The organism is Corynebacterium mycetoides, from assembly GCF_900103625.1.
In the GTDB taxonomy this organism is placed as follows: domain Bacteria; phylum Actinomycetota; class Actinomycetes; order Mycobacteriales; family Mycobacteriaceae; genus Corynebacterium; species Corynebacterium mycetoides.
In genome coordinates, this window is sequence record NZ_LT629700.1 from 1,095,570 (window position 1) to 1,107,477 (window position 11,908).

General features: G+C 69.1%; 11 protein-coding genes. 1 reads left to right on the forward strand and 10 read right to left on the reverse strand.

The features are described from left to right. The first annotated feature begins 5 nt into the window (after nt 1-5). On the forward strand, nt 6-1,472 hold the full coding sequence (locus BLS40_RS05270) for an HNH endonuclease signature motif containing protein (RefSeq protein WP_092149716.1): 1,467 nt from the start codon (nt 6-8) through the stop codon (nt 1,470-1,472). Here BLS40_RS05270 and pdxY read toward each other — a convergent pair whose 3' ends face one another. From pdxY to BLS40_RS05320, 10 genes are all read right to left on the reverse strand, one after another. Next, nucleotides 1,473-2,324 carry a pyridoxal kinase PdxY gene (pdxY, locus tag BLS40_RS05275; protein ID WP_092149719.1) on the reverse strand — a complete coding sequence of 284 codons (852 nt, stop codon included), beginning with the start codon at nt 2,322-2,324 and terminating at the stop codon, nt 1,473-1,475. Between the two features lie 33 nt (nt 2,325-2,357). After that, nucleotides 2,358-3,686 (reverse strand): hemolysin family protein, encoded by a 1,329-nt coding sequence (locus BLS40_RS05280; RefSeq protein ID WP_092149722.1) that lies wholly within the window; start codon nt 3,684-3,686, stop codon nt 2,358-2,360. 6 nt (nt 3,687-3,692) lie between these two features. Continuing rightward, the gene (ybeY, locus tag BLS40_RS05285) at nt 3,693-4,256 is read right to left on the reverse strand and encodes an rRNA maturation RNase YbeY (RefSeq protein WP_092149725.1); all 564 of its coding nucleotides are present in this window, start codon (nt 4,254-4,256) and stop codon (nt 3,693-3,695) included. Beyond that, a complete protein-coding gene (locus BLS40_RS05290) occupies nt 4,253-5,260 on the reverse strand; it encodes a PhoH family protein (protein WP_092149728.1) in 1,008 nt (335 codons plus the stop codon). The genes ybeY and BLS40_RS05290 overlap by 4 nt, the downstream gene beginning before the upstream one ends. 11 nt (nt 5,261-5,271) lie before the next feature. Further along, on the reverse strand, nt 5,272-5,976 hold the full coding sequence (locus BLS40_RS05295) for a 16S rRNA (uracil(1498)-N(3))-methyltransferase (protein ID WP_092149731.1): 705 nt from the start codon (nt 5,974-5,976) through the stop codon (nt 5,272-5,274). After that, nucleotides 5,973-7,106, reverse strand: a complete 1,134-nt coding sequence (gene dnaJ / locus BLS40_RS05300; protein ID WP_092149734.1) for a molecular chaperone DnaJ — start codon at nt 7,104-7,106, stop codon at nt 5,973-5,975. The genes BLS40_RS05295 and dnaJ overlap by 4 nt, the downstream gene beginning before the upstream one ends. Nucleotides 7,107-7,136: 30 nt before the next feature. Then, on the reverse strand, nt 7,137-8,144 hold the full coding sequence (gene hrcA / locus BLS40_RS05305; protein ID WP_092149737.1) for a heat-inducible transcriptional repressor HrcA: 1,008 nt from the start codon (nt 8,142-8,144) through the stop codon (nt 7,137-7,139). Nucleotides 8,145-8,185: 41 nt separating this feature from the next. Then, the gene (gene hemW, locus BLS40_RS05310) at nt 8,186-9,289 is read right to left on the reverse strand and encodes a radical SAM family heme chaperone HemW (RefSeq protein ID WP_092149740.1); all 1,104 of its coding nucleotides are present in this window, start codon (nt 9,287-9,289) and stop codon (nt 8,186-8,188) included. A 10-nt stretch (nt 9,290-9,299) separates the two neighbouring features. Next, on the reverse strand, nt 9,300-9,968 hold the full coding sequence (locus BLS40_RS05315; RefSeq protein ID WP_092149743.1) for a hypothetical protein: 669 nt from the start codon (nt 9,966-9,968) through the stop codon (nt 9,300-9,302). Between the two features lie 101 nt (nt 9,969-10,069). Then, entirely contained in the window at nt 10,070-11,908 is a 1,839-nt protein-coding gene (locus BLS40_RS05320) for an AMP-dependent synthetase/ligase (protein ID WP_092149746.1), read from the reverse strand.

Genomic DNA, 11,908 nt, shown 5'->3' on the forward strand with positions numbered 1-11,908 from the left:
GGTTGATGGAAAACCTGCGCATGCTTGTCGACGTTCACGAGACAACGTTAAACCAGCTCTGCGAGCTATTCTCGGATCCGTCACACCTGCCCCTGGCCGAAATTCACGGGGAGATGGAACGCCTAGAAAAAGCGTCCGCGAAGAAAGCCTTCGTCGACGCCGCTTTCGCTCATGTGTGCACACGCGACAACGCGGGGCGGCTCGTCGGCGGCAATTGGGCGAGCGACTACCTCGAAAAAGCGCTCGACATCTCGCGCGCCGAGGCGTTCCGCCGCGTCGACCGGGGCAAGGACCTGTTCGACCCAGCCCCGCCGCGGCCTGATTCGCCACGGCCTGATTCCCCGGGGGACACTCCGGGGGATGGCTCCCCGGGGGAGGCGCCGCCGTTGTTCCCTCCGGGCGGGGACGCAGGCCGCAAGGCGCGGGAGGACAGCCAGGACGTCTCGGCGGAAAAGCAGGACATCATCAACAGCGAGCTGCGCCGGCTGACCAAGGACGCAGCCGGCGAGCGACCCGGCATTTTCGCCCGCGCCATGGCGGAGGCGAAGACCCGCCCCGCCGACGACCTCCGGGCCGTGGTGCGCCGCATGGTGGACCGCGCCAACCGCAAGCACAAGCCGGCGGGCGACCCGAACGCAGGCTACGACAAGCGCGGCGTGCACTTCTCCCAGAAGAAGTCCGACGGCACCCGCACCATGAGTGTCGCGCTGACGGACGCCCACTACGCGTTAATCAAGGCGCTGCTGGATCAGGGCTCTGGCCCCGGATCCAACGTCGACGCCGACTCCGCCGACGACACCCGCCTGCCCGGGCAGCGCAAGTTCGACCAGCTGTGGAACATCATGATGCGCTACGAGCACGGGCAGCAGGCGAAAAACCGGGGCGCGGCATCCGTGGTGGTCTCCGTGACGCTGGACGACCTCGCCAACGCGGACCACACCACCACGTTCATGACCAACACCGGTGCGGAGCTCACCTGCTTCGACCTGGTGCGCCTGGGCATGAGCGGGACCGAGGACTTCATCCTCCAGGTCGACCGCGCCACCGGCGTGCCACTCTCCCTGGGCAAGGTCCGCCTGGCCAGCGTGGAACAGCGCATCGTGGCGCTCGCCATCCAGGGCGTGTGCGCGTGGACCGGGTGCTCCGTACCCACATCGGAGGCCGAGATGCACCACATCTTGTCCTACATCCGGGGAGGGAACACGGATGTGGACAATCTCGCCGCGTTATGTCGCCGGCACCACCGGTGGAACAACGACGCCCGGGACGGATCCCACGGGAAATCGCACGTGGACCGGGACGCGGACTCCGGGCGGATCGGGGTTGTCGGCCCGGACGGCACCATCGAGTTCAATGAGACCGCCGGGTTCCACGACTCGGCCTGGGCCAAGCTGCGCGCCGCCGGGCGGATCAGGCCGGGCGATGACCCGGGGCAGCCGCCCGACCCGCCGATGTTCCCCGCAACCGGCTAACTAGATCCGCTCTACCTGGAACTGCATTCGAGGCTGCGCGTACGCCTCCTGCGACTCCACGAGCAGCAGCTCGCGCGAGTCTGCCTCGAACGTGGCAGAAAGCAGGTCGAACACCGACGACGCCGTGCGCGCCAGGGCGTCGGCAGCGTCACCGGTGCGGATGTAGTTGCCCGTGAATAGTGCCGCCGCCACGTCGCCCGAGCCGTTGCGCTTAAACGGCAGGCGCGGGGTGCGCACGATCCACTTGCCGTTATCGTCCACCACGATCATCTCGAGGAAGTTCTCCGGGTCCGCCTCGGGGCGCTCCACCGAGGTGACCAGCACCGTGCGCGGGCCCATGTCGCGGGCGGCGTCGACGGCGGCGAGGGTGGAGTCCAGATCGAACACATCGGTCTGGGTGAGGTACCCCAGCTCGAACTGGTTGGGGGTGATGATGTCGGCGACCGGAACCACCTTGTCGCGCAGCAGCGGCGGGATGGTGTCGGCCACGAAGCACCCGGACTTGGCGTTGCCCATCACGGGGTCGCAGGCGTAGACGGCGGACGGGTTCTGCTCCTTGACGCGCGCGACGGCGTCGACGATCACCCCGGCGATGTCGTCTCCGCCCTGGTAGCCGGACAGGACGGCGTCGACACGCGAGAGCGCCCCGCGCTCGTCCATGCCGTCGATGACGGCCGCGACGTCGGCGGCCGGGATCATCGGGCCCTTCCACGCGCCGTAACCCGTGTGGTTGGAGTAGTTGACGGTGTAGACCGGCCACACCTCATGCCCGATGCGCTGCAGCGGGAACACGGCGGCGGAGTTGCCCACGTGGCCGTAGGCGACGGCCGACTGGATGGAGAGAATGTTCATAAAACCCCATTGTGCACCACAACGGGGCGGGGCCTACTCCTGGGCCTGGTATTCGTCGATGACATCGGGGATGTCGATACGCACGCTGCGCACCTTGATCCGCCCCCGGCGGTCGCGGCCGCCCTCCGCGGTAAACGTCAGCCCGGACAGGGTCACCTCGGCCCCCGGCAGCGGCACGCGGCCCAGCTCGTAGGACAAAAGGCCCGCGACGGTGTCCACCGCGTCGACGATCTCGTCGTCGAAGGAGAGCTCGTAGCCGATGTCGTCCTGCAGGTGGTCGATCAGGTCATCCAGCGGCAGGCGGGCCTGGGCGCGGTAGGAGACTCCGCCGGCATCCTCGATGCGCTCGATCGGCGCCATCTCGGCCTCGTCGTACTCGTCGGTGATCTCGCCGACGATCTCCTCGAGCAGGTCCTCCATGGTCAGCAGGCCGGCCACGCCGCCGAACTCGTCGACAAGGATGGCGATGTGGGTGTTCAACTTCTGCATCTCCTGCAGAAGGACATCCAGCGGCTTCGACTCGGGGATGAACAGGGGCTCGCGCATGATCTCGGCGATCGGGGTGCCCGGGTCCACGGGTCGGCCCTCGTGGGTGAACATGTCCTTGAGGTACACCACGCCGAGGATGTCATCGGCGTTCTCCCCGATCACGGGCACGCGGGAGTGGCCCGAGCGCACCATGAGGCGCGTCGCCTGGGCCGCCGTCTTCGTCGCCTCGATCCAGATCATCTCGGGCCGCGGCACCATCACCTGCTTGGCGTAGGTGGAGGCGAGGTCGAAGATGTTCTGGATCATGCGGTGCTCGGTGGTCTCCACCACCCCGCGCTCCTGGGCGATGTCGACCATCTCGCGCAGCTCCACCTCGGTGGCGTACGGGCCCTCGCGGAAGTCGCGGCCCGGGTGGAAGAGGTTGCCCACCCAGATGAGCACGCGCGCCACCGGCCCGAGGACGCGGTTGACCACGACGAGCCACTGCGCCGCCCGCAGCGAGATGGAATACGGGTTGCGCCTCCCCGCGGTGCGGGCGAAGACCCCGATGATGCCGAATTGGAGCAGGGTGACGGCGGCCACGGCGGCCACGATCGCCCAGAGGTCGGAGTCGATCAGGTCCGTCGCCAGCATCGCGGCGAACACCGCCGCCGTGACGTCGAGGGCAGTGCGCACCAGGACCAGCATGTTGATCTGGCTGGCGCGCGACTCCACCACGCGCATCAGGGCGCGCGAGCCCGGCACCTCGTCCTTGAGCATGTTCTCCACGCGCGCCCGCGAGATCGGGGTGAGCGCCGCCTCGATCGAACCGAGCAGGCCGGACAGCAGCATCGCCACGAGGGCGACCACCGCGTAGGTGATAGTGAACTCCACGGGCGGCTAGCCCTCCTTCATGCGGCGGTCAAGATCGTCGCGGTCGGCGGCCGAGGGGAACGCCTGAGCCCCCGTCGGCTTCGGCTGGTAGGAAACCCCGCGGGCGGCCAGGGCGTCGTACCAGTCGGCCAGGATCTCGTTCTGCAGGGAGAACATCTCTCGCTCGTCCTCGGGCGCGACGTGGTCGTAGCCCAACAGGTGCAACACCCCGTGGACGGTCAGCAGCGCCAGCTCGTGGCCGAGGCCGTGGCCCGCCAGCTCCGCCTGCCGGCGATCGAACGCGGGGCAGAGGATGATGTCGCCGAGCATGGCGGGGCCGGGCTGGGCTGCGTCCGGGCGCCCGCCGCCCGGGGTGAGCTCGTCCATGGGAAAGCTCATCACGTCGGTGGGGCCCTCCAGGTCCATCCAGCGCACGTGGAGGTCGGCCATGGTGGGCTCGTCCACGAGCGTGACGGTCACCTCGGTGTCCGGGTGGACGTCCATGGCGGCCAGGGCGTACGAGCAGACGTCGACAAGCATCTCCTCGTTGATGTCACCCTCGCCCGACTCGTTCAAAACCTCGATGCTCACAGTGCTTCCCTCTCGCGCTCGGCCTGCTTTTTCTCGTACCGCGCCGCATTCGATGCGTCGTGGCGGTCGTACGCCTCCACGATGCGGGAAATCAGGTGGTGTCGCACCACGTCCTCGGCGCCCAGCTCCTCGATGTAGATGTCGTCGATGCCCTCCAGGATGCGGCGGGCCACCCGCAGGCCCGAGACGGTGCCGCGCGGCAGGTCCACCTGGGACACGTCGCCGGTGACCACCATCTTCGTGCCGAAACCGAGGCGGGTGAGGAACATCTTCATCTGGCTGCCGGTGGTGTTCTGGGCCTCGTCGAGGATGACGAAGGCGTCGTTGAGCGTGCGCCCGCGCATGTACGCCAGCGGGGCAACCTCGATGATGCCGGCCTCCAGCAGCTTCGGGATCATCTCCGGGTCCAGCATGTCGCGCAGGGCGTCGTACAGCGGGCGCAGGTACGGGTCGATCTTGTCGTTGAGGGTGCCGGGCAGAAAGCCCAGCTTCTCCCCCGCCTCCACCGCGGGGCGGGTGAGGATGATCCGCTTGACCTGCTTGGCCTGCAGGGCCTGGACCGCCTTGGCCACCGCGAGGTAGGTCTTGCCGGAGCCGGCCGGGCCGATGCCGAAAGTGATCGTGTTCTCGTCGATCGCGTCGACGTAGCGGCGCTGGCCGGCCGTCTTCGGGCGGATCACCTTGCCGCGGCGGGCGACGATCTCCGCGCCGAGCATCTCGGCGACCGACTCCGGGGCCTCCGTCTCCATGATGCGGGTGGCGTGCACCACCGTGTCGGGGTCGACGGGCACGCCGCGCCGCGCCATGGACTCGAGCTCCTCGAGCACCCGGGTGGCGTGCGCCACGGCGGCGACCGGGCCGCGCAGCGTGACGGTCGTGCCCCGGGCGTGGACGTCCGCCCCAAGCTGCTGGTTGAGCACCCGCAGGTTCGCGTCGTTGATTCCGAGCACCGCTTGCGCGTACCCCGCATCGAGCTCGATCTTGCGCGACACCACTTCTTCCATAGTGTGAAACCCTACCAGCGCCCGCTCAACGCGCCGATCGCGCACAACGCCGCGAACGCCGCCGACGCCGTGCGCAGAACCTCCGGGCCGAGCTTGACGGCTTGGGCGCCGAGCGAGTCCAGCTCGTCCGCGCCGATCCCGCCCTCGGGCCCGACGAGGAGGAACAGTTCGTCGGCGAACTCGACGTCGCGCAGCGGGGTGGCCGCGTCCTCGTGCAGCACGAGCGCCTGCCGGCCCGCGATGAGTTCGCGCACCTGGTTCGTCGTCACCGGGGCGGAGACCTCCGGCACCCACGCCCGGCGCGACTGCTTGGCCGCCTCGCGCGCGGCGGACTGCCACTTGGCCACCTGCTTGCCCTGCTTGTCCGCGGGCCAGCGCGCGATAGTGCGCTGGGAAATCCACGGCACGATCGCGTCCGCCCCGCCCTGGACCGCCAAGTCGACGGCGAGCTCGGCGCGGTCCGCCTTCGGGATCGCCTGCACCACGGTCACGCGCGGGCGGGGCTGGGCCACCTCGGCCACGCGCACCACGTCGCCGGAGAGGTGGTCCTTGCCGCGCACCTCGCGCACGAGGATTTCCGCGGCGGTGCCGTGGCCGTCGACAAGCATGATGCGCTCACCCGGGGCGATGCGCTTGACGGTGACGGCGTGGCGGCCCTCCGCGCCGCCGAGGACGCCGGCGGCCGGGTCGGCGGCGATGAAGTAGGGCAGGCTCATCGGCGGAAGCGGCCGCGCATCCGGCCGAAGAAGGAGTCGTCCCGGTTGTGCTCGCCCTCGCTGGCCACGGAGGCCGTGTGCGGGTGGCCGTCGCGCAGCCCCTCCAAGGCGGCCCGCTCCTCGTCGTTGAGTTCGGTGGGCACGACCACGTCGATGTGGGCGATCATGTCGCCGGTCTCCTGGCTACGCAGGCGCGGCATGCCGGCGCCGGCGAGCACGATGCGCTCGTTCGGCTGGGTGCCGGCGGGCACGTCGATCACGGCCTCGCCCCCGCCGAGGCTGTCGACCGTCACCGACGTGCCCAGCGCGGCCTCGTACATGGGCACGGTCACGCGCAGGTGCAGGTTGTCGCCCTCGCGGGCGAACACGGGGTGGGCGGTGGTGTGCACCTCGACGTAGAGGTCGCCCGCCGGTCCCCCGCCGTGGCCGACCTCGCCCTGGCCGGCCATGCGGATGCGCATCCCGTCGGCGATGCCGGCCGGGATGTTGACCGTCAGGTCGCGGCGCGCACGCACCCGGCCGTCGCCGGCGCACTTGCGGCACGGGTCCGGGATGAGCTCGCCGAAGCCGTGGCACTTGGGGCAGTCGCGGGTGGTCATGATGTTGCCCAAAAACGACTGCTGGATCTCCTCCACCGTGCCGGTGCCGTGGCAATTGTCGCAGGTCACGGGCTTCGACTTCGACTCGGAACCCGTGCCGGAGCAGACGTCGCACACAACCGCGGTGTCGACGGTGACGTCCTTCTTCACGCCCGTGAACGCCTCGTCGAGGGAGATGGCGGTGCGCAGCAGCGCGTCGTTGCCGGGCTGCACGCGGGAGCGGGGCTCGCGGCCCTGGCCCGACCCGCCGAAGAACGCCTCGAAGATGTCCCCGAAGCCGCCGAAACCGCCCGCGCCGCCGGCGGCGCCTCCCTGCTCCATCGGGTCGCCGCCGCGGTCGACGATGCGGCGCTTGGACGGGTCGAGGAGCACCTCCTGGGCCAGCGAGATCTCGCGGAACTTCTCCGCGGCCTCCTCCGACGGGTTCACGTCCGGGTGGTACTTGCGCGCCAGCTTGCGGTACGCCCTCTTAATCTCCTGCTCGGTCGCCTCACGGTCGACTCCGAGAATCCCGTAGTAGTCACGAGCCACTTTTTGGATACGCCTTTCGTCAAAATAACGCTATTCACCACGCAGGATCCGGCTGATGTAGCGAGCCACCGTGGCAACTTTCTGAATCGTACCGGGGTAGTCCATGTAGGTGGGACCCACCACCCCTAGTCCGCCGAACGCCTCACCGGTGCCGTATGCCGTAGTAACGATCGAGGCGCTGGAAAATTCCTCCTCCTCGTTCTCCCTGCCGATGCGCACGCTGACGCGCTCGAGCTCTTGGGCCCCGGCAAGCAGCTTGAGCACGACCACCTGCTCCTCCAGCGCGGCGATGACGCTGTAGAGGTCGCCCGTCTGGGTGAGGTTGGCCGCGCCCGCGATGAGCAGCCTGTCGCTCGGGTTTTCCACCAGCGTGTCAATGAGCACCGCGGTGGCGCGGCGCACCGCGTCGGCGATCTCCGGCGGCGCGCCGTCGGCAAGCTGGGCGAGCGAGGCCGAGGCCTCCGCCATCGTCTCGCCCACCAGCACCGCGTTGAGGCCGTCGCGCAGCTGGCGCACGCCGGCGTCGCCGATCGGGGCGTCCAGCTCGACGTTGCGCTGGTCCACGCGGCCCGAGTCCGTGATCAGCACCAGCAGCAACCGGGTGGGGGCGAGCGCGACCACCTCGCAGTGCTTCACGCGCGAGACGTCGAGGGTGGGCAACTGCACCACGGCCGCCTGGTTGGTGGTCTGGGCCAAGAGCTGCACCGAGCGGCGCAGCACGTCCTCCAAGTCGGTGCCGTTTTCAAGGAAGTCCATGATCGCGCGGCGCTCCGGCGCGGACAGCGGCTTGACGTCGTGCAGGGCGTCCACGAACGCGCGGTACCCCTTTTCCGTGGGCACGCGGCCCGAGCTCGAGTGCTGCTGGGCGATGAAGCCCTCGCGCTCCAGCACCGACATGTCGTTGCGGATCGTCGCCGACGACACCGACAGGTTGTGCCGCTGCACGAGCGCCTTCGAGCCCACCGGTTCCTGCAGGGCTATGTAATCGGCCACGATGGCGCGAAGCACAGCCTGCCTGCGATCTTCTGCGTCACTCATGCGCGCCACCTTACCCTCGCTCAGTTTCACCCATCCCGGCGTTATTCGGCCGCCAGAATGTCGGTGATGATGCCGTCGGCAATCAGGCGGCCCGCGTCAGTGACCGCCACCCGCTCCCCCACCGACAAAAGCCCGGCGCGCTCATGCTTATCGACGACCCCCCACGCGCCCGGGTAAATCCACTCGCGCGGGATGCCCTCTTTGAGCCGCAGCCCGAGCATGATCGACTCGAAGTGCCGCTGGTCCGGGGTCAGGGTCTCCTCGTCGGCGACGGGGAGCTCGCCGGCGGACAGCAGGGCGCTGTAGCGCTCCGGGCGCTTGACGTTGGAGAAGCGGCGGTCCCCGATGAAGCTGTACGCGCCCGGGCCCGCGCCCCACCACTGGCCGCCGCGCCAGTAGATCAAGTTGTGGCGGCACTGCCCGCCCCCGCGCGCCCAGTTGGACACCTCGTACCAGCCGTATCCGGCGTCCTCGAGGGTGCGCGAGATGATCTCGTAGCGGTCGGCGTAGGCGTCCTCGCTCGGCGCCGGCAGCTCGCCGCGGCGCACCTTGCGCGCCATGGCCGTGCCGTCCTCCACGATGAGCGAGTACGCGCTGACGTGGTCGACGCCGGTGGACAGGATCGCGTCCAGGGTTTCGCGCACGTCGTCATCCGTCTCCGTCGGGGTGCCGTAGATCATGTCCAGGTTGACGTGGGTGAACCCGGCGGCAAGTGCCTCGCGCGCGGCGGCGACCGCGCGGCCCGGGGTGTGCCTGCGGTCGAGCACCTTGAGCACCGGGGTGGACGCCGACTGCATCCCCAGGGAGACACGCGTGAACCCCGCGTCCAGCAGCCCCTCGAAGTAGGCGGGGTCCGTGGATTCGGGGTTGGACTCCGTGGTCACCTCCGCGCCCGGGGCCAGGCCGACGTGCTCGCGCACCATGTCCATGATGCGGCCGAGGCCCTCCGCGCCCAGCAGCGAGGGCGTGCCGCCGCCGATGAACACGGTCTCCGCCGGGCGGGTGTCCGCCAGCGCCAGCTCCACCTCCAGCGCTTGCAGGTACGCCTCGTGCGAGGTGTCGACCTCCGTGGGCGTGTAGGTGTTGAAGTCGCAGTAGCCGCAGCGGGTCGCGCAGAACGGGACGTGGATGTAAAGGCCGAACATGGCCCCAAACTTACGCGCCCCGGCGGGAACGCTTCGCGGCCACCTTGGCCACGACGGCGTCGATGCGCGCGCGCTCGGCGAGAAACGCCGGCGGGTTCGACCCGCGCATGGTGCGGGTGAACGCCGGGTGGTCCACGCAGACGGTCTCCACCCAGCCGTCGACGCAGGCCTCCACGAGGTCGCCGACGCGGGCGAAAAGGTGCGGCAGGCTCACGGCTCCCAGCTCGCGGGCGACCATGTCGGTCTGCTCCAGGGCGTAGGCCACCAGCTCCGTGAGGTGCTGGACGGCGAGCTCCGTGCGGCCGGTGAGCGCGTCGTTCATCGTGCGCACCGAGAACGGCGCCGTGAGCGGGAAGAGGTCCTCGAACCCGGCGGCGTCGAGAAGCTCGGGCTCCGGGATGCGCTCCTCGGCGGACGCGGAGGCCGAGAGCACCCCCGCCCGCATGCCCGACGTGAGCGCCTGCCGCAGCCCGATCAGCTCGCCGACGACGCGGCGGGCATCCTGGCGGGCGTCGTCGACAATCTCGGCGAACTCGGCCAGGCAGTCGTCGGTGAGTTCGCCGTCGTAGTCCGCGATGGCCTCCGCGATGTGCTCGATGTACTCGGCGACCTCGTCGCCGATGTTGTAGATCTCCTGGGTCAGCTCACGATGGCGCAGTACCGCGGCGGTTTTCTGCACAGCATGCCCCCTTTTAAAGATCTGGCAACGTCCGGATTAGCTGGCAGGAATGTTAGCGCGCCGCCCGACCCCAGGCCCGGCGGCGCGCCGGAGGCGGCGCGTCAGCGCGCGTACAGCGCCTCGATCTCGCGGGCGAAACGCTGCGAGACGACGTTGCGCTTGACCTTCATCGTCGGCGTCATCTCGTCGTCCTGCTCGCTCAGGTCCCGCTCCAGGATGCGGAACTTCTTGATCGCCTCGGCCTTGGACACCGTCGCGTTAGCCACGTTCACTGCGTCCTGCACCGCCGCTCGCAGCTCCGGGTCCTGGGCGAGCTCGCGTAGCGACGTCGACTCCGCGACGCCGTTGGTCTCCTTCCAGCGCTTCAGCTCGTCGGCGTCCAGGGTGACCAGCAGGCCGATGAACGGCTTGCCGTCGCCGACCACCAGCGCGTTGGACACCAGCGGGTCCTGGCGGATGATCTCCTCGAGCGGGCCCGGGGAAACGTTCTTCCCGCCCGCGGTGACAATGAGTTCCTTCTTGCGGCCGGTGATGCGCACGAATCCGTCGTCGTCGATCTCGCCGAGGTCGCCGGTGTTGAACCAGCCGTCGTCTAGCGCCTCGGCGGTGGCCTCGGGGTTGTTCCAATAGGAGGAGAACACGCCGTCGCCCTTGATCTCGAGCTCGCCCTCCTCGGACACGCGCACCGAGTACCCCTCGACGGGGCGGCCGACCGTGCCGATGCGCATGTGGACGGGGTTGTTCACGCACGCCGCGGCCGTGGTCTCGGTCAGGCCGTAGCCCTCGTAGATCGGCACCCCCATGCCGCGGAAGAAGTGGCCCAGATCGGCGCCGAGCGCGGAGCCGCCGGTGATGCCGTACTCCACCTCGCCGCCCATCGCGTCCTTGAGCTTGGAGTAGACCAACTTGTCAAACACCTTGACCTTGGCCTTGAGCAGGCGGCCGGGGCCCTTGTCCGTGTCCAGGGCGCGGGAGTAGGCGATGGCGGCCTTCTCCGCGGCGAGGAAGACGCGCTTGCCCACCACGGAGCCGTCGGCGGCCTTGTTGTAGGCGGCGGCGCGCACCTTCTCAAACACGCGCGGCACGCCGAGCACCATGTTGGGGTGCGAGCGCTGCAGCTCCACCGTCAGGGTGGAGGTGTCTCCCCAGTGCGACTGGGTGGCGCCGTACATGGTCAGGGCCAGCGACACCGCGCGCTGCAGCACGTGGGCGAGCGGGAGGAACGTGACAATATGCTTCCCCGGCCGGGCGACCGCGCCGATCGGGTTGTGCGCCAGCGCGGTGGCTTCGTGGAACCACTGCAGGTGGGTCAGGTTCACGCCCTTCGGGCGGCCCGTGGTGCCCGAGGTGTAGACGATGGAGGCCAGGGTGTCGTGGGTAATGTCGGCCACGCGGGCGTCGACACGCTCCTGAGCGATATCAGCGCCCTCCTTCTTCAGCTCTTCGAGGCCGCCCGAGTTGAACTCGATGATCCGGCCCAGCTGCGAGGGCGAGTCGCTCAGGCGCGGCTGCCCCTCCTCGTTGATGAGGAGGTGCTCCATCACGGACGAGTTCTCCGGCTTCTCGGTAAACGCGAGCTTGGCGCCGGAGTCCTCCACGATCCACTGGATCTGGTGCGCGGAGCTCGACGGGTAAATGGGCACCGTCACGGCGCCGGCGGCCCAAATGGCCAGGTCCGCGAGCGACCACTCGTAGCGGGTGTTGGAGTGGATCACGACGCGGTCGCCGGGCTCGATACCGTTGGCGATGAGCCCCTTGGCTACGGCGTATATCTCCGCGAGGAACTCCGCCGCCGTAACCTCGGCCCAGTCATACTTGCTGGGCCGGTGGAACAGCACCAGGTCGGGCTTGTCGGTGCACAGGTCGATAATGGTGGACAGCGCGTTGTCTTCGGGCGCGAGGGTGAAACCGGCCTCGGAAGAATACGTGTTCGTAGTCAT